This is a genomic window from Sporomusa rhizae, assembly GCF_041428845.1.
Classification (GTDB): Bacteria; Bacillota; Negativicutes; order Sporomusales; family Sporomusaceae; genus Sporomusa; species Sporomusa rhizae.
This window is the reverse complement of record NZ_CP156925.1, coordinates 4,379,429-4,398,322: the sequence shown is the minus strand read 5'-3', so window position 1 is coordinate 4,398,322 and position 18,894 is coordinate 4,379,429. Positions and strand designations below refer to the sequence as shown.

At 43.4% G+C, this 18,894-nt stretch carries 15 protein-coding genes; 9 read left to right on the top strand and 6 right to left on the bottom strand.

The genetic code is table 11. The features are described 5' to 3' along the window. Window positions 1-3: 3 nt before the first annotated feature. Window positions 4-900, bottom strand: a complete 897-nt coding sequence (locus SRRS_RS20765; protein ID WP_371363222.1) for a LysR family transcriptional regulator — start codon at window positions 898-900, stop codon at window positions 4-6. Window positions 901-1,053: 153 nt separating this feature from the next. On the opposite strand from SRRS_RS20765, the gene SRRS_RS20760 reads away from it, so the two are divergent. Further along, window positions 1,054-2,259, top strand: coding sequence for an MFS transporter (locus SRRS_RS20760; protein ID WP_371363220.1), 1,206 nt, complete (start codon window positions 1,054-1,056; stop codon window positions 2,257-2,259). A gap of 101 nt (window positions 2,260-2,360) precedes the next feature. Here the strand turns inward: SRRS_RS20760 and SRRS_RS20755 are convergent, their stop codons facing one another. From SRRS_RS20755 to SRRS_RS20745, 3 genes are all read right to left on the bottom strand, one after another. Beyond that, window positions 2,361-3,395: a dihydrodipicolinate reductase gene (locus SRRS_RS20755; RefSeq protein WP_371363219.1), complete on the bottom strand. Its 1,035-nt coding sequence runs from the start codon at window positions 3,393-3,395 to the stop codon at window positions 2,361-2,363. A gap of 93 nt (window positions 3,396-3,488) precedes the next feature. Further along, a complete protein-coding gene (locus SRRS_RS20750; protein WP_371363217.1) occupies window positions 3,489-4,322 on the bottom strand; it encodes a helix-turn-helix domain-containing protein in 834 nt (277 codons plus the stop codon). Between the two features lie 285 nt (window positions 4,323-4,607). Next, a complete protein-coding gene (locus SRRS_RS20745) occupies window positions 4,608-4,922 on the bottom strand; it encodes a pyrimidine/purine nucleoside phosphorylase (RefSeq protein ID WP_371363216.1) in 315 nt (104 codons plus the stop codon). A gap of 452 nt (window positions 4,923-5,374) precedes the next feature. On the opposite strand from SRRS_RS20745, the gene SRRS_RS20740 reads away from it, so the two are divergent. The 8 genes from SRRS_RS20740 to SRRS_RS20705 all read left to right on the top strand — a co-directional run bounded on the left by SRRS_RS20740 (window position 5,375) and on the right by SRRS_RS20705 (window position 14,266). Continuing rightward, entirely contained in the window at window positions 5,375-6,394 is a 1,020-nt protein-coding gene (locus SRRS_RS20740) for a molybdopterin-binding protein (RefSeq protein WP_371363214.1), read from the top strand. Next, on the top strand, window positions 6,391-7,716 hold the full coding sequence (locus SRRS_RS20735) for a DVU_1553 family AMP-dependent CoA ligase (RefSeq protein ID WP_371363213.1): 1,326 nt from the start codon (window positions 6,391-6,393) through the stop codon (window positions 7,714-7,716). Before SRRS_RS20740 ends, SRRS_RS20735 begins: the two co-directional genes overlap by 4 nt. A 2-nt stretch (window positions 7,717-7,718) precedes the next feature. After that, window positions 7,719-8,333, top strand: coding sequence for an alpha-ribazole phosphatase (gene cobC, locus SRRS_RS20730; RefSeq protein ID WP_371363211.1), 615 nt, complete (start codon window positions 7,719-7,721; stop codon window positions 8,331-8,333). Between the two features lie 40 nt (window positions 8,334-8,373). Next, window positions 8,374-8,826 (top strand): DVU_1555 family C-GCAxxG-C-C protein, encoded by a 453-nt coding sequence (locus SRRS_RS20725; protein ID WP_371363210.1) that lies wholly within the window; start codon window positions 8,374-8,376, stop codon window positions 8,824-8,826. A gap of 235 nt (window positions 8,827-9,061) precedes the next feature. Then, on the top strand, window positions 9,062-10,981 hold the full coding sequence (locus SRRS_RS20720; RefSeq protein WP_371363209.1) for an LTA synthase family protein: 1,920 nt from the start codon (window positions 9,062-9,064) through the stop codon (window positions 10,979-10,981). A 58-nt stretch (window positions 10,982-11,039) separates the two neighbouring features. After that, on the top strand, window positions 11,040-11,753 hold the full coding sequence (locus SRRS_RS20715; RefSeq protein ID WP_371363208.1) for a phosphatase PAP2 family protein: 714 nt from the start codon (window positions 11,040-11,042) through the stop codon (window positions 11,751-11,753). Window positions 11,754-11,902: 149 nt separating this feature from the next. Then, window positions 11,903-12,721, top strand: coding sequence for an undecaprenyl-diphosphatase UppP (gene uppP, locus SRRS_RS20710; RefSeq protein ID WP_371363206.1), 819 nt, complete (start codon window positions 11,903-11,905; stop codon window positions 12,719-12,721). A gap of 102 nt (window positions 12,722-12,823) precedes the next feature. Beyond that, window positions 12,824-14,266 carry a PIG-L deacetylase family protein gene (locus SRRS_RS20705; RefSeq protein WP_371363205.1) on the top strand — a complete coding sequence of 481 codons (1,443 nt, stop codon included), beginning with the start codon at window positions 12,824-12,826 and terminating at the stop codon, window positions 14,264-14,266. Between the two features lie 415 nt (window positions 14,267-14,681). Here the strand turns inward: SRRS_RS20705 and SRRS_RS20700 are convergent, their stop codons facing one another. After that, window positions 14,682-17,156: a glycogen/starch/alpha-glucan phosphorylase gene (locus tag SRRS_RS20700; RefSeq protein ID WP_371369901.1), complete on the bottom strand. Its 2,475-nt coding sequence runs from the start codon at window positions 17,154-17,156 to the stop codon at window positions 14,682-14,684. 31 nt (window positions 17,157-17,187) lie between these two features. Continuing rightward, entirely contained in the window at window positions 17,188-18,741 is a 1,554-nt protein-coding gene (glgA, locus tag SRRS_RS20695; RefSeq protein WP_371363204.1) for a glycogen synthase GlgA, read from the bottom strand. Between the last annotated feature and the right edge of the window lie 153 nt (window positions 18,742-18,894).

The following is an 18,894-nucleotide window of genomic DNA, read 5'->3' as shown; positions in this document are numbered from 1 at the left end:
TTGTTACGTAGTTTTGGTTGCTGTTTTTACAAACGATTCCACGACAAATTCTTTAAAGCGTTTGGCTACGGGCGGAACATAACGGTTTTTATTCCAGCCAATGGCTATCGTACGAAAACACTTCGGAGCCGAAATCGGAATGAACACGATATTCGGATTGTTTAAGCCTCCGATATGAGGGATAAGTGCGACGCCAAGCTGGGCTTCGGCAAGACCGGCCACGGTCATGATTTCATCGCCTTCAAACGTGATATAAGGATGAATATCTGCGATCTGAAAATAACGGTCAGCTAAAATACGCAGTCCATAATCTTTCTTAAAGGTAATAATCGGTTCTGCCGCAATTTCATGGAGTTCAATCTGTGCCCGCGCAGCCAGCCGGTGATTGCGGGGTACACAGATAAACAGCTCTTCGGTGAACAGTTCTATCCATTCGATGAAGTCCGGACTCTTCATTGGCGAGCAAAGGCATAAGTCAATTTCGCCGGTGATCAGTTGATGCAATAAAAATGATGTGGCGTTTTGTGATAACTTAAAATCAATTTTAGGATACTGCTGGCGGAAGGTGCCTAGCAGGTGGGGGACAATGTTCGAACCCAACGAATGTAAAAAGGCTAACGAAACACTGCCGTATTCCGGATTGATTAAATCGAGGATCCTTTGCTTGCCGTTAGCGATCTCCAACAAAGCCCGTTCCACGTGGCCGAGAAAAATTTGCCCATGCGCATTTAAAGAAATTTTTTTCCCACAGCGTTCAAATAACGGAAAACCGAGTTCTTCTTCCAGTTTGGCAACAGAGCGGCTAAGCGCCGATTGGGAGATTGCCAGTTTTTTTGCTGCAAGCGTAAAGTGTTGCAGCTCGGCAACTGTTTTAAAATACTCCAGTTGATTCCACTCCATGTAACTACCCCTTTGGTATTGTAATAGTTAATTGTATGATAATGCATACGATGTATTATTGCAATGCTAATTATGCATTGGACGTATTAAGAATTATGTACTACTATAAAGGAAAGAGAGTTTTATATCACTTTCCTGGAGGAGTACCTGAATATGAATGATTATATACAGAAAGGAACAGGTCAGTTTTGGCGGGCTATTTCGGCCTTGTTTTTGGGGACACTGGCATCCTTTGGCATAATTTATTGTACCCAGCCCTTGATACCGGTATTTTCGCGAGAATTTCATTTAACGCCGGCAACCGCCAGCTTAGCCATGTCCTTTACCAGCGGCGGGATGGCAATATCGATGTTTGCCATTGCCTGTATGGCCGACTATTTAAACCGGAAATTAACCATGGTTATCTCGTTTCTTGGGGCGGCGCTATTTATGATTCCCATTGTTTACGGTAACGACTTTACCACTATTCTTGTCTGCCGGGCCGCTCAGGGGATATTGGTAGCGGGATTCCCGGCCATAGCCATGGCGTATATAAACGAAGAGTTCGCCCCGGAGATTAGAGGCTTGGTTATCGGAATATATATTAGCGGAACCTCAATTGGCGGCCTGTGTTCACGCTTGCTGGTTAGTACCGTTACGGATTATTTCACCTGGCACATTGCGTTAGCTTGTGTTGGTGTGTTGGGTTTTTTAATCAGCGGCTGGTTTTGTCTGGCTATCCCTAAATCCCAGCATTTCTTCTCTCAAAGGCATTCGCTGCGGACTATTGCGGGAGATTTGCTAGAGAACTTGCAGGATCAAACGATTATTCGGCTGTATATCATTGCCTTCGCTTTCATGGGCTGCTTTATGGCAATATATAACTATATCGGTTATCCGCTCATGGCTCCGCCCTACAACCTTAGCCAAACGGCGGTAGGCGGCTTATTCACCCTTTATTTAATCGGAACATTCAGTTCAACCTTTATGGGGGGAATGTGCGACAAGTACGGTAATGCCAAAATTCTGTCGCTCTCAATCTTCCTGATGCTTTGTGGCGCACTAATTACTCTGTTGCCGCTCCTGACACTTAAGATTATTGGTCTTGCAATATTTACTTTTGGTTTTTTCGCCAGCCACTCGTCTGCCTGCAGCTGGGTGGGTAAGGCTTGTCCTGGGGATAAGGCGCGGGCTGCTTCGCTGTATTTACTTTTCTACTACATTGGGGCCAGTGTTATTGGTACCTCCGGTGGAATATTTTTATCCGAATACGGCTGGCCTGGCGTAGTTTTCATTGTTGGAGTTATTTTGTCAGTCGCATTAGCGCTTTCCCATGTGCTATGGCCTGCTAAGGCGGCTGTGTTGAGTCAGTCACATTAATAAGAGAAAATACCCATTTCCATTAGCGGGATGGGTATTTTTTGTAATGATTGAAAAACAAAAATAGGTGAGTCAGAAGGGATCTGACTCACCTATTTAATTTAGTCAATATAGAATTGCAGGGGATACGCAAGATAGTGCACAGGCTCCATCTTTTCTACTGTGTAGAAACCGGCAGGGGCTTTGAGCACCGTTGGAATACGGTTAACAATAGTTGCGCAGGTATGCTCAACTGTCGCAGGTTTTTTTACAAAGAATTCAGTATTAGGCTCGCCGGTTATTTTCCAGTCGCACATATCGCCATCGTCCGGGCCGTATACTTTGCCAATGCATTGTGTTTCAATAATTGGTCCCTGGAACGTTTCTGTTGTAACGACTGCGCTCATACCAATGCAGTGGCCTTTAGGAATGGTTCTGCCGAGTGTTGATGAGTAAAGTTCAGTGTCATAAAAGTAGGGTACGCATTTTTGGGTCTGGGATTTGATTGTCCAACCCATTTTGGAGCAAAGGCCTTCGTTTGAATTCCAAACATATGAGGGTTCAAGAACTTCTGGGTGAGCGATTTGCTCTTCAAATTCCTCCGGCGTTAAGCCAACCCCATGGGCTTTGGCCAGGGCAAGACCATAGTCTTCGACATTGTAGCTGACAGCCCCTTCGATCTTTTGGATATTATGGATGCCGCCAGCAACGCAGTCAATCATATTGATCCAGTAAATATCCTGCATGCCTGAACCGGCTATTGTGCAGTTGTACTTTTTAGCGATCTTATCAAGCTTGTTGGTAATAGACGCGCCGGTTGTCCACGGATAAATAGCTTCTTCACAAGTGGTAATCACATTTATGCCGCGTTTTACAATTTTCTCAAAGTGTGGGTATACATCATTCATAAAACTAAAAAGGGTAACGACGGCAATATTGGCATCACACTCGTCAAGTACGGCATCGGCGTCACTTCTGATGGTTACGCCAAGCTTCACCCCTAACCCGGCCCAATCGCCGACATCCATGCCCACAACAGCAGGATTAACGTCAATTGCTCCAACAATTTCGGCACCTTTTTCATATAAATACCTGAGGGTGTATTTGGACATTTTGCCGCAACCATATTGTACTACACGGATTTTTTCTTTAAACATACCAACAACACCTCTTATTTTAATTGATAGAATCAAGTAGTAGATTCTTCAATTTTAGTGTACAGATTGTTATCGGTATAAGGTCAAGCGGTATTAACAAAATTTTATAGGAACTTGTAAACGTAAAAACATGCCCCGCTCGTTGCTTTCAAAAATGGGTAAGTCTGTTAAGACTTCGCAAATATAATCGCCGACAATTGTATAACCTCTTTCCATAGCCGTATCTAACAGGCGAGTAGCATATTCTTTTTCTTTATCGAACTTATTGCAGTATATACAAAGGTAGGTATTAGAAGGAAGCGTGTAAATAAGATTCTCGGCAATATCTTCGTTATCAACAAACACAAAAACTTCGGTAGAAATAAATTTACGGTTTTTGAAATTGTCCTGTCGTAAAATTGTACCGGCATTGCAAAAATAAATTTGTGGTAAGTTGTTGGTAATTAGGTTTTTCTTAAATTCGCGTAATATTTTTTCATATACTTCAATATCATAATCATAAAAATTGATGCCAACATCGACGGAATAGATAAAGCGTTTACTGATATATTCAACTAAGATGGTTCCGTCGGGCGGTGAGTTGGCATACCGGTCATAGCTTTCAATGGTACGCTGGATGGCGCGTTTTTGATAATTTAGCTCTTTAATTTGTGTATCAATGCTATCACTTTTTCTTGTTAAAATACTCTTGATAAGCGAAAAGTCAGTTTGGTCTAATTGCTCTTTAATGCTTTTAAGACTCATGCCCAGCGACTTCATATGTTGAATCATATCCAGCCGGGCGCTTTGTTTGATGTTATAATACCGGTACTTATTTTTTGTGTCTGTGAGGTAGGGTTGTAAAAGTCCCATTTTATCATAGAGTCGCAAGGTCTGCTCTGAAATGTGATTTAATTTCGCCATCTCCCCAATTGTTAGTTTTTCCATTGCAGCACCTCTTTCTATTTTTTCCTATATGTACAAGTCAAGAGTAAGGTAATGGCGACACAAACTTTATTGTAAGAATAAGGTTTGCGTCATCATTAGGTAATGACATTTTGCAATGGGAAATCAATTGCTTAGAAATATTTTTATCTCATTATCATTGCAATTCGACGTTATCTTCCGATTTCCTAGGAATTTTTTTGTTGTTTTAGTATGCAAAACAGACTGCACCAATATAGAGCAGTCTGTTTTATCTATGTCTATCAAATTATTTGGTGCCAAATCGTTTTATTCTATATACGAGCAGCAGTAATCAACAACTGTATTTACTTTGAGCTTGAACTTTGAGTTAGCAGGGACTTCGAATTGTTCACCGCTTTTATAAGTACGCCATTCTGATTGTCCGGGAAGCAGCACAGCCATTTCGCCTGCCAGCATTTCCATGACTTCAGCTGCGGCTGTACCGAATTCGTAGTCGCCAGGCAGCATGATTCCCAATGTTTTCCGGCTGCCATCGTTGAATAAGACGGTACGGCTTGTTACTTTGCCCTCAAAATATATATTAGCCTGTTTAATCACCGATACATTCTCAAAATTTTTCATAAAGAATTATCCTCCTAGCAATATTTTTGCTGACTTTTTGTTACCTGCGCAACAGTGGGATATGAGTAATTATCATTCGCCTAATTCTAGATTTTTCCTGCAAAACCGAAGGGTCAGGCTTGAGTTATACATTGAAATTGACTTATTTGCATATGTCACTACATTGTTGTTTAACAGGCGGAATATCGATATGTTCGAATATTTTGATGATTTTAACGCGGTTTGCCTGTATAATAATAGTACAAGTATACTGATATTTTTTGCCTGCAAGGGTCTTGATTACAGAGAAGCCAATCTGAGTTTGTCAGATTGCAGGCGTTGGGCGTAAAAATATCGAAGTAATTTTAAGGTACTGCATTTTTAATACTCTTGGTTTTACAAAAGGATCCTTATAGGTTCTGCAGGATCATTTTGATTTTACTATCGGACAAATAGTAAAGGAGTCTAACAATATGAAATTAATTAAAACTACCGAAGCAGTCGGGCATGTGCTCTGCCACGACATGACTCAGATTATACCGGGCATAGTGAAGGATGCCGTATTTCGTAAAGGGCATGTTGTCAGGGAAGAGGATATCCCGGTACTGCTGTCAATTGGCAAAGAACATTTATATATCTGGGAAAAAGATGATACCAAATACCATGAAAACGAAGCAGCAGAAATTCTGTGTGAAATATGCAAGAACGAATATATTGACGCTACCGAGGTTAAAGAAGGGAAAGTTGAGTTGATCGCGGCAGCAGACGGACTGCTAAAAATTGACGAGGACAAGGTTAATGCGATCAATGCTTTGGGGGAAATGATTATAGCCACCAGGCACGGTAATTTTCCTGTGAAAAAAGGAGACAAGCTTGCTGGAACCCGTATCGTTCCGCTAGTTATTGAAAAGGAAAAAATGGCAAAGGCCCAGGAGATTGCCGGCAGTACACCGTTATTAAAGATTTTGCCGCTCAGACATAAAAAAGTAGGTATCGTAACAACCGGTAATGAAGTCTATCACGGCAGAATTACCGACGCTTTTGGACCAGTCATCCGCGAAAAACTGGGCGAGTATGATACCGAAGTTTTGGGTCAAACGATCATGAATGATGACCCGCAAAATATTGCCAACGCGATTCAGGAGTATATTGACAAGGGTGCTGAAATGGTGGTTTGTACGGGCGGTATGAGTGTTGATCCGGATGATACCACACCTACAGCGATAAAGAGTACCGGAGCCGATTTGGTCTGCTACGGTGCGCCGGTACTTCCCGGCGCTATGTTCTTACTTGCTTATACAAAAAGCGGCATTCCGATTTTAGGATTGCCAGGGTGTGTTATGTATGCCAAACGGACAATTTTTGATTTGGTATTGCCAAGGGTATTGGCTGACGAACGGCTGACGGCAAAAGATGTAAGCACGCTTGGCATTGGCGGCTTATGCCTGAACTGTAATACCTGTACTTTTCCTAATTGCGGCTTCGGCAAATGATTCCCAGAACGTCGCTTGACGTCTGGGCCAAGAAAAAAATCGGGGCAGGCACTGCGTCTTTGACCCGTGAACTGATTAGCAGCTACCAATTGCATAAATTGCAGGAAATAGTCCGTTGGGCTTATTATCACAGTTCGTTTTATCGCAGATTATTAGCGGGTTTTGTTGAAACAGAAATGGTTTGTTTGGACGATCTGTGCCGGCTTCCATTTACGACTGACGATGATATAAAGCAGTATGGCTTACAATTCCTTTGTGTATCGCAAAGTGATATCAGCCGCGTCGTCACTTTGGAAAGCTCGGGTACGACAGGCCCGGCTAAACGTCTATATTTTACTCCCGCCGATCAGGAATTAACAGTTGAGTTCTTTCAATATGGTATGGCTACTTTTACCGCTGTTGGCGATAAGGTACTCATATTGCTCCCCGGCGAACGTCCCGGCGGTGTCGGAGCATTATTGGCGACTGCCGTTAGCCGGTTAAATGCTCAACCCATTCACTATGGTCTTGTCCATAGTATTCCGGAAACACTGGCACGCATAGAATGTGAAAAGATTGATTGTTTAGTAGGTATTCCGGTGCAAGTACTGGCATTAGCCCGTTATACCGGCGCTGACGCCTTACCATCTTTTCGGCCGAAGAACGTATTGTTAAGCACCGACTATGTTTCCAAACCAATTGTTGCGGAATTGAGAAATAGTTGGGGCTGTGAGGTTTTTGAACATTATGGAATGACCGAAATGGGGCTTGGCGGCGGAACCGGGTGTGCGGCGCACGCCGGTTATCACTTGCATGAAGCGGATTTTTATTTTGAAATCATTGACCCCTTAACCGGTCAGGTTGTGTCTGACGGACAGGAAGGCGAAGTTGTAATTACAACCTTAACCAGACAGGGGATGCCGCTCATCCGCTACCGCACCGGTGATATATCCCGCCTCTTGCTTGAACCCTGCAGCTGCGGATCGGTGCTGCGGCGGTTAGCGCCAATAACACGACGGAAAGAGGGCAGCATATCACTTGGCATATACGGACAGTTTACCATGGCGGATTTGGATGAAAATCTATTTGCCGTTGCTGAAGTTGTCAACTTCACGGCTGCCGTCGACTGTGCCCACAACGCAACAAGTTTGAAGATCGCCGCTTTGACAACAGGTCAACCTGGAACCAGTGTTGTAGAGAAAATTCATAGAGCCCTGGCGGCAGTTCCAGCGATATTTTTAGCACGGCAGAATGGTAACCTGACGGTGAATGTTAAGGCCGAGTGCTGCGGAGACTTGCTTACACCCAGTGCGGCGAAAAGAGCAATAACGGAGTGGAAGTAGCCATGGTAAACAGAACGGTATATTTGCTGCGTCATGGCAGAATTCAACTGCCGGATAGTCAACGGCGGTTTATTGGGCAAGTTGACTTGCCGCTGAATGAAGAAGGTATAAGACAGGCTTACTTATTGCAGCAGATATTTGATAAAGTCCATATTGATGCAGTATTTTGCAGTGATCTTACACGCTCATGCCAAATGGCAGAAATAATTGCCGCCAATAAAGATATACCCATTACCGCTTGGCGTGGTTTCCGGGAAATATCAGTTGGCGAGTGGGAAGGCTGCACTTTTGCTGATATTGCGCAGCGTTTTCCGGACGAGTTTAAAGCCAGAGGCGCAGATATTGCTAATTATCGTGTTCCTGGGGGGGAAAGTTTTGCCGAATGCGCCACGCGGGTAGTGGCGGCGTTTGACGAAATGCTGGAGGCTGCAAGCGGTGACATCCTGCTTAGTGGGCATGCCGGGATTAATCGGCTGCTGTTGTGTCATATACTGGGGATGCCTATTAGCAACCTGTTTCGGATAGATCAGGATTATGCGTGCATCAATGTCATTAAGTGTGCTAAGTCTGAGTATCATGTAAAAACACTAAATGCAAGTAACCATTTATCTAATTGAACTAATTTTATTTGGTATGTTTGCTAAGGAGGGGCGTTCAGTGGCTGATGAAACTATGCGCATTATGCAACTTCAGATGCAGGGGTTTAACTGCAGCCAGATACTGCTAACATTAGGTCTTGAGCAGCAGGGGAAAAGCAATCCTGATTTGGTGCGGGCTATGACCGGATTGGCCGGGGGATTGGGATTTACCGGGAAGATCTGCGGGGTATTGACCGGGGCTGTCTGCCTGCTTAGCTTGTACGCGGGCAGAGGAGAACTGGAGGAGCAGGAAGACCGGCAGTTAAACATTATGATCGAAGAACTAGTTATCTGGTTTGAGGAGAAGTTTGGCAAGGAGTACGGTGGCATTGATTGTCAGACCATCTTGAATGATGATCCCTGGAACCGCAAGCTTCGTTGTCCGACTATGGTGATTGAAACATATGCAATGGTTAAAGAACTTCTTGCAGATAAAGGCTATATCTCTCCGGCGGAAGAGGATATTTTTTAGAGACGATTTAGCATATAGTAATTGAGCCTCTGATAGGGGTACTTGTATAAGTATCCTTATCAGGGGCTTTGTATTGCTGATAGAAACAAAATCAAGGCACTCCAGATGTTTGGCAAGTAGTTTATTATTTGTAAGCATTTAATTTTATCTTTTTCATTTTATTTTCATAATTGATTGTTATAATCTTCTAGTATATAATGCAATAGTTATGGTCATTTACAGGAGGAGAGCTTTGATGAAGTGGAATAAGCATGTGTTTGGTCGATTTTCTTCGGCTATTTCGCTCGGTTTACTATGGGTTATTATAGGTATGTTTTTGCGCATACGGCTGGCGTTATTTTCTTACGGGCAGCTTACAATAACACCATGGGAAATAGTTAAGGTGTTTGCAGTCGGCAGTTTTTTTGATCTCATAGTTATTGGACAAGGATTGTTACCGTTAATACTTTATTTGGTACTTGTACCGCGTCGCTTTTTTGCCAGTAAAATTAACAAGGTTGCGATTACTGGTTTGATCTGGGTTTCCTCAGCGGTTTTGCTGTTGCTCACGGTTACTGAGTTTTATTTTTGGGATGAGTTCCAGGCGCGCTTTAATTTTATTGCCGTTGATTATCTTGTTTACTCCCAAGAGGTAGTGGGGATGATTCGCGAGGGTTACCCGCTTAAGCTGCTATTTAGTGGTATTAGCTTTGGTGCCAGTATCTTAACGTTTGGTATCTGGAAGAAAGGCTTGTGTTGGGATACAACGCTTTCATTCAAGCGCCGGTTAGGTGTAATAGGGCTAGCCTTGGTTTTCCCGGTTGCTGTGTTTTTTTCGGTCACCGGTAACATGAAGAATATTAGTACAAATGTTTTTAATAATGAATTGGCCGGTAATGGCGTATACGAATTTTTATCGGCGTTTCGGAATAATGAGCTTGATTATGTTCGCTATTATAAAACTATTCCTAATGACGAGCTTGAGCCTTCGCTCAGACGACTTCTGCAGGAACCAAATAGCCAATATGTTAGTGCAAATCCGGGAGAACTGACCAAACTTGTTACTGCATCAGGCCCGGAAAAGCATCCTAATATCGTATTTATTACTGTAGAAAGTCTGAGTGCTGATTATCTGGGGGCCTTTGGTAATCAACAGGGGCTAACGCCAAATTTAGATAAACTGGCAAAAGAATCGCTTTTTTTCACCAGGGTTTATGCAACAGGAACGCGGACTGTCAGGGGGTTAGAGGCTCTGACGTTATCCATTCCGCCGACACCTGGACAATCTATTGTGCGCCGGCCGGATAATGCCGACTTGTTTACTTTGGGTTCGGTACTAAACAGCCGTAATTATAAAAGCCGGTTTATTTACGGTGGCTATGGTTATTTCGATAATATGAATGATTTCTATGAAAAAAATAACTACCAGATTCTTGACCGTACCAGTATCCCAAAAGAAAAAATTATGACTGAAACCGTGTGGGGTGTGGCCGATGAGGTAATTTTTGGCGAGGCCGTAGAAAATCTTGACAAGGCTTATGCTAAGGGGGAGAAAGTATTTCAGATGATTATGACCACTTCTAATCATCGCCCCTATATTTATCCGGATGGCAGAATTGATATCCCTTCACCTGGCGGTGCCAGCGGTGCTGTAAAATACACGGATTGGGCCATCGGAAATTTTTTGGCTGAGGCCAAGAAACACCCTTGGTTTAACGATACCGTATTTGTTATTGTTGCCGATCATCAGGCTGCCAGCGCCGGAAAGACGGAAGTGCCTATCAAGAAATACCATATTCCGCTCATCGTCTATGCCCCCGAGCTAATTGCCCCAGGACGCGTTGATCGTCTAATGAGTCAAATTGATGTTGCACCAACGCTGTTGGGTTTACTTAATTTCTCTTATACTTCGCGGTTTATGGGCTATGATGTTATGAAGCTGCCTCAGGAAAAAGAACGTATTTTTATTAGTACCTATCAGAATATCGCTTATGCCAAAGGGGACAAACTGGTCATCTTAAAACCCAAAAAGCAGTTTTCTTTTTATCAAATTAACTATCAGACAGGGGAATATACGGCGCAGTCGCCTGATGATGATTTAGTAAAAGAGGCTATTAGCTGGTATCAGGGAGCCAGTATGTTGTATAAAGAGGGAAAGTACAGTTCTGTTAAGTGACCATAGGATAAGATTCTTTAATTAAATGGTGAGTTTGTATTCAAGGGGTGACGTTGCTGTGTGGTTTTTTCAAAAATATCGTGCTATTTTGGTGACAATGGCGTTATTTATTTTGAATTTGCTTGTTCTCCAGTACACTGATTTCGATTTATTTGTCCAAGACTATGCCTACAACTTTGAAACCGGTAAATGGCTGTTGGAAGACGTGCATGCCCACTATGGCTGGTTATTATATACAGGCATTAAAGTGGGGTTAGTAGTGTTTGCGATACTGCTTATAATTCTACTTGCATTATCGTATAAAGCGTCATTTGCTTTTCTGAAGCAATTTCGCCGTGCGCTGGCCTGCGTGCTCATTAGCATGATGGTTTGTCCGTTACTTATCGGTGCGGGTAAGCAGGTATCTAATGTCTATTGTCCTTACGAAATTGAGCGTTATGGCGGATCAATGCCCTATGTTAAACCTTTATCGCCGTATCCTGCTAGTTTTAAGCAGGAACACAGGGGGATGGGTTTTCCTGCCGGTCATGCGGCAGGTGGATTTGCTTTACTATCTTTGTTCTTTGTTTCAAGAGATAGAAAAATACAATTATTATTAGGTGGGGCTGGGCTCAGTGTCGGTGTTTTTATGGGCGTGTACCAAATCTTGCGGGGACAGCATTATATTGGGGATACGATGGTAACAGTGCTAGGCTGTCTACTATTTAATTTAATACTTTTCCGTGTGTTTCCGGGTAAACAACGCAGACCTACGTATTATAAGACAGTATAAAATTCTTGTTCTTTAGAGCATCTGTAAATTATGTTGTGGTTTGACAGATGCTCTCTCAGCTATTAAAAATAGTAGCCATAGATAAAGTGATATTTATTGACATATAATATTTAATGGCATAAATACCTAAAAAGGAGAATGGATAGCATATGTTGTTGTTTATTGCAATCGTTTTAGGAATTGTACAGGGCTTGGGTGAGTTTTTGCCCATATCCAGTTCGGCACACTTAATTATTGTGCGTTGGCTTTTTGGCTGGGATCCGATTATAGCTCAAGTCGGTGGGAATATTGATATTGCTCTGGATGTGGCGCTGCATGTCGGAACACTGCTGGCAGTACTTATTTATTTCTTTCAGGATTGGCTGGAGCTTGTTATTAACGGATTAACGAAAGGACTTAAATCTAAAGAGGGAAGAATGTTCTGGTATTTGGTGTTAGCTACAATTCCCGGCGGCGTTGCCGGATTGTTGTTTGAGTCGGTTATCGACAAGTATATTCGGTCAGAGCCCCTTATCATCGCGGGGGGGCTCGCTGTGATGGGTATTGTTCTTTACTATGTAGATAAAAATTCGCCTCAAAGAATAAAGTTTGAAAACATAACGTTCAAACAAACTATGTTGATTGGTTTTGCCCAGGCTCTGGCGCTGATTCCAGGGGTTTCCCGTTCTGGCATTACCATGACAACAGGCCGTTGGCTGGGACTTTCACGGGAAGCGTCCGCTAAATTTTCCTTTCTGCTGGCAACGCCAATTATTGCAGGTGCGGCGCTAAAACATACACCGGATATCATTCATAATGTGACCAGTCCTTTATTCATGGTCGGCACAATTACTTCCGCGATCGTAGGGCTTTTGTGCATTAGCTTATTGCTTAAGTATCTTCAAAGGAACAATTTTGCTATATTTGCGGTATATCGGATCCTGTTGGCAGTAGTTATTGTTTGCGTATACTTTGTCAGAGGTGCATAAAATTATCCAAAACCCTATCTCTTAACGAATAGGATGCTTCCTAAACTGGGAGTTTATATATGTAAGAGGTACGAACTATTACTTATGTTCGAAAGGGTTTTTATGCGTATACGATCAGTTTATTTATCACTCGGGGCGCTTATATGTTTTTTGCTTCTGTGTTTTGGTGTTTACAATATATATTTTTACTATCAGGAAAAACCTGAAGTAGGCCAATCATTACCGGAAATCTCATTTGTACCGGGACAGACCCGCCTGCTGGTTATTGCGCCGCACTGTGATGATGAAACTTTAGGGTGTGGGGGTATAATTCAGGAAGTAGTAGGTGCGGGTGGAGAAGTCATGGTCGTGGCGATGACCAATGGCGACGGTTTTACTTTTGCGGCTGAAGAACAGTTTCATCATCTTTTTCTTACGCAGGATGACTACATCAAATCGGGCTATTTACGCCAAAATGAATTTATATGGGCCTTACAAAGGCTGGGGGTAGCACAAAACCGAATTATATTCCTTGGTTACCCTGACCGGGGGCTTGGGTCTATTTGGGCGGAACATTGGGACAGCAACAGCCCTTATCAATCCCGTTATACAGGTAAAGCGTATTCCCCCTATAGCAATAGCTATAGGCTCAATACACCTTATTCTGGGAAAGCCGTTATGGATGACCTAGAATCAATTATACGCAAGTTTAAGCCCAGTCTGATTTTTTTGCCACACCCGGATGACGAACATATTGACCATGCAGCGACTTGGGCTTTCACATCGGCGGTTGTTATTAAGGTCGCTAATAACGGTATTTTACAAATACCAAGGTTATATACATATCTCGTTCACCGTGGCGGTTTTCCAATTCCTCATGGATATAGGCCGGAGGCGGCATTGCTGCCGCCCAAACCCATGTATCAGAAAAATAGTTGGCAATGGGAGCAGTTTACGTTAACTTCAGACCAGGAGTCTGTTAAAGAAGCTGCCCTTAATGAATATGTGAGCCAATTGCGGGTTCCAATCATGTCTAAACTCTTGCGCAGTTTTATCCGGAGAAACGAGCTGTTCGAACAAGTAGACATTCCACTTATCGTACCCCGGACTTCTGCAGTAAATTTAGCAGACGCTACTGCCTGGGAGACGCAGAAGCCGGAACTAGTTTATCCGAAAACGGTCAGTGCCCTTGGCGCTTTAGAACATAAAGCGAGGGTACGGGCGCTGGCCTGTGCCGTTCAGGATTCATCGTTATGGCTGCATTTTTACATACCTGATTTCTCAATGTACTTTAATCAATATCAGGTGTCTGTTATCGGCTTTCGGGAAAATCAAAATATGCTTAACCGTACGAGAAATATATTTTCGTTTAGTATGATTGGCGCTGATGTAGCACCTGAAAATATTAAGAGATTCAATGATGCTGTAATTATTAATGTTCCATTTTCGGAGCAAGGCCTGCCAGACTATTTTTTTATTAGAATACAGATGAAAGATAGATTTGGGGCAATGATTGACCATACGGCCTGGCAGCCGGTTAAGATTCAGCATGTGGCGAATAAATGAAAGATCCGCTTTCTGGCCTTTCGGCGAGAAAGCGGATTTTATTTTAAGATAAGAAAGTATAAGTTTTCAGAGGCTGAGGCGGGAGGAATGGCGCAGGTTTGAGGAATCTTACTTTTGGCAATTGACCCAAAAGTAACAAAAGGTCTAGGCCCGAAGCCTCCAAAAGCTGAAAAGCCAGGCGGTACTCCTAAAATCCGTAAACTCGCTGTGCTCAAACAGTACGGATTTCTTTACGGAATACCGCCTAGCTTTTCTCCTGCGGAACGCTTTCTCCGGCAAAGGGCCAGGGGTTACGGGAGTTGCCGGGGTTGTCGTGAACTCCGCAACTCCCCCAAAAAAAAGGGGTTAATGGATTTAAGTGCCTAATTTCGGATGGGAGCGCGTTAGCGGTTTTTCTTATTGAGCAACTTATGTTTTAATGGAGTGCTTGCGACTGACATTGACACCAAACAGGAAGGGGCTGGTCTAAGTGCCAAATTTCCGCGGCGTACTCTGAGAAGGTACGGTCGCCGGCGAACCAGCCGGAATTGGCGATGTTTAACAGGCACATTTGTTGCCAGAGAGACTTGCTAAGATAGGTTTCGCCTACTTGCTGCTGGGCGCTGACATAGGAAGAGAAATCTTTTAAGAGGAAGTATTCATCACCATGGTAGAGTAAGGCATCATGAATGGTACGGAATTCATTTTGATCAACAGGGAAAAATCCATTTACTAATTGGTCAACAACTGTTTTGATGCGGGGATCACTATTATAAACATCCCAGGGATTATAGCCGCCATGGCGATAGTAGTTAAGAACTTCTTCAGCAGATAACCCGAAAATAAAAATGTTGTCTGCATCGGCGGCTTCGCTGATTTCAATATTGGCACCATCCATTGTACCTAAGGTCAGTGCTCCGTTCATCATAAATTTCATATTGCCTGTGCCGGAGGCTTCCCGGCTGGCGGTAGAAATCTGTTCACTGACATCGGAGGCGGGGATAATGAGTTCGGCGAGGGAAACATTATAGTTTCCCAGAAAGAGAACTTTTAGTTTGCCATTAATGGTCTTATCTTTATTGATTTTATCGGCAAGGGTAGTAATCAGCTTGATAGTTTTTTTGGCTTTGTAGTAGCCCGGAGCTGCTTTTCCGCCAAAAATAAAGGTACGGGGTGTCATTTTGATATTGGGGTTTTCCCGTAACATGTTATAGAGGTGCATAATGTGCAAGGCATTCAGGCATTGCCGTTTATAAGCGTGGATGCGTTTAATGTGTGAGTCAAAAATGGAGTTTGTATCGACAATGACGTTATACTTGTGCTTAATGTATTTAGCTAAATTAAGCTTGTTTTGTAATTTGACCTTTGCCAAATCTTCCAAAAAAGCGGCATCTTTGGCAAAGGGCGTTAACTTGGTTAAATCGCAAGGATAATCAAGCCAACTGGGGCCAATCGCATCTGTGATAAGTTTTGCCAGCAGCGGGTTAGCCATTAACAACCAGCGCCTATGGGTAATTCCGTTGGTGACATTGGAAAATTTGTTCGGAGTGTGGGTATAGAAATTGTTCATAACCGAATTTTTGAGAATTTCGGTGTGAATTTTGGCTACTCCATTGACAGAATGGCTGCCGGCAATGGCAAGATGCGCCATATGGACCTGCCCGTCGGCAATTACGGCCATACTTCTGACGCGATCCCAGTCACCCGGATTTTTTGTCCAGATATCACGGCAATAGCGCTCATTAATCTCATGAATAATCATGTAAATACGCGGCAGAAGCTGTTCCAACATGCTGACAGGCCACTTTTCCAATGCTTCCGGCAGTACCGTATGGTTAGTATAAGATATGGTTTTAACCGTGATGCTCCATGCTTCTTCCCAGTCTAGGCTATAATCGTCGATAAGGATGCGCATAAGTTCGGGAATCGCCAGTGCGGGATGGGTATCGTTAATATGAATGGCGACTTTGTCGGGAAGTTCGCTTAGCTTGCTGTGATGAAGCCGGAAGGAGTGAATGATGTGCTGTAAACTGGCAGATACCAAAAAGTACTGCTGCTTGAGCCGCAGCACCCGGCCCTCATAATGGGAATCATCAGGATAGAGGATATCTGTCAACGACTCGGCACCATGTTTATAACTAATTACGTTGTTGCAGTCTTGACCGTATATACTGCAGGTATGGCTTGAGATATCTACTTCGGCACTCCACAATCGCAGGGTGTTAACGATTTCGTTTTTATAGCCAACAACTGGTACGTCGTAAGGAACGGCCCAAATGTGCTCGTAGTTTTCGTGAATAAACTTAGTTCGGCCGTTAGTATGGACCCGAACGGTACCGCCAAACCTAACAGAGGCTTTTTCTTCAGGGCGGCGGTATTCCCAGACATACGAACGATTCTTCAGCCAATTATCGGGATATTCATGCTGATAGCCGCCTACGATTTTTTGCTCGAACAGCCCGTAGCGGTAACGCAGGCCGCAGCCATGCCCGGCCAGGCCCAGCGCAGCCATTGAATCAAGATAACACGCGGCCAGGCGCCCCAGACCACCGTTACCCAGTCCGGCATCTTCTTCCTGGGCCAGTAGAGTATTAAGTTCGATACCTACTAGCGAAAGAGCTTCTGCACAAGTATCTCTGATACCAAGGTTAACAAGGTTGCTTTCCAAAAGACGCCCAAGAAGATACTCAATAGAGAGGTAGTATACTTGTTTAGGTTTATCATGGGCTCTTTGTTTTCTGGTTTCAATTAAATTTTTACTGATTATTTCTTTAGTTAATGCCGCCAGGGCAATAAACTTCTCCTGGTCCGTGCTTTCTGCCAGAGATTTGCCGTGCAGGTTTTGTAGTGTTGCAACAAAGGCATCACGGAAATCGACGACGCTAACATGTTCTGGTTTGGAAGACGGCATGGGAAAGCGGGTGGGACATTCCTGGTTAGTTTTAGTGAGCATACAAAATCTCCTTTGCGGGAACAAATTGCGTATAATCCGGAACGAATTCATCTAAATCAGGTGGAACACTAATTTTAGGTGATGCTGTGGCTGCTTTATAAACATGTTCTTCCATAAATAACGAATGATATAACTGCCGGTATTTTTTTGCAGAATTAGTCCAGCTATTGTCTGTCCGCATAACGCGTTGGACAAGCTTTTGCCAAAGTTGTTTGTCATGGTAAAAAATGAGGGCCCGCCTGATGGTATACAACATATCGTGGGCGTTATAGTTGGTAAAACTAAAACCATTTCCTTCGCCGGTAAATTCATTGTAGGATTGAATGGTGTCTTTCAGTCCGCCTGTTTCGTGGACAATTGGCAGGGCGCCGTAACGCATGGCAATTAGTTGACCGAGACCACATGGCTCGTACCGTGAAGGCATCAACAATAAGTCGGCGGCGGCAAACACTTTGCGGGAGAGACTTTCGCGGTAGGGAATGATTACTGAAAGGTTGTTATGATGAATCCAGGAAGCTTGCCACAAGGTATGATGATAGTCTTCGTCACCTTGCCCTAAAATAACCATTTGAACATCGCCGTCTAAAATTTCGTTTAGAACCCGTAATACGAGGTCGATGCCCTTACCTTCTACCAGCCTTGTGCACATGGCCAATAGCGGTTTGTTAATGTCAGGCGGTAATCCCAGCATCTTCTGCAGTTCCAGTTTATTTTTATTTTTGCGCTTAGCCGTCTTCCCGTCGTAATTAATGAATAAATTAGGGTCGGTAGCCGGATTATAGATCTCATAATCAATACCATTTATAATACCTGAAAGATCGTTATGACGGTTCGCCAGAACGCCTTCCAGTTTTTCGCCAAAGTAGGAGTGTTGAATTTCATTTGCATAGGAAGGACTAACTGTAGTGACTAAATCGGAGAAAGTAACGCCGCTTTTCATAAAGTTAATCTGATCGTAAAACTCAATGCCATTGACTGTGAAATAGTCCCAGTTTAAGTCAAGTAAGTTGATAAGTATGTCCTTAGGGAAAACTCCCTGATATTTGAGATTGTGGATGGTAAATATAGTCTTCATTCTTTCGTAAAAGGGATTACCCCGGTAATGAGCGTGAAGGAATACGCTAACCATTCCGCTGTGCCAATCGTGACAATGCAGGACGTGTGGCTGAAAATCTATATGGGGCAGTACTTCCAGCACGGCCCGGCAAAAAAAAGCGTACCGTTCGGCATCATCGTAATGACCATAGAAGCCGGCGCGTCTGAAGTAATATTCATTGTCGATAAAATAAAACGGAACACCATCGTGCTCAAGTTTTTCAACTCCACAGTATTGCAGGCGCCAGGATACGGGTACCTGGACTACTGTTTCCGGTAGTAGTCTTCGTTTGTACTCTTCGGAGATATCACTATATTTGGGAATTATGACTCTGGCGTCAAGTCCCTGGTTTCTAAGTTCTTTAGGCAGAGAAGCGATAACGTCACCGAGTCCGCCAGTTTTGGCAAATGGAGCCGCTTCGCCGGCAACAAACAGTACTTTGACCATTGCTAGAGCTCAATCCTTTCTATATGTACTACTAAAACTAAAGTATAGCCGCTTTCTCTAATTGCAATTCCTTGCAAATTTATCCGATGACTAATCTTCGGGTGGAGTTAAAACCCCATCTGAAGATTAGTCTGCTAGTTTGAGTAGTACAAC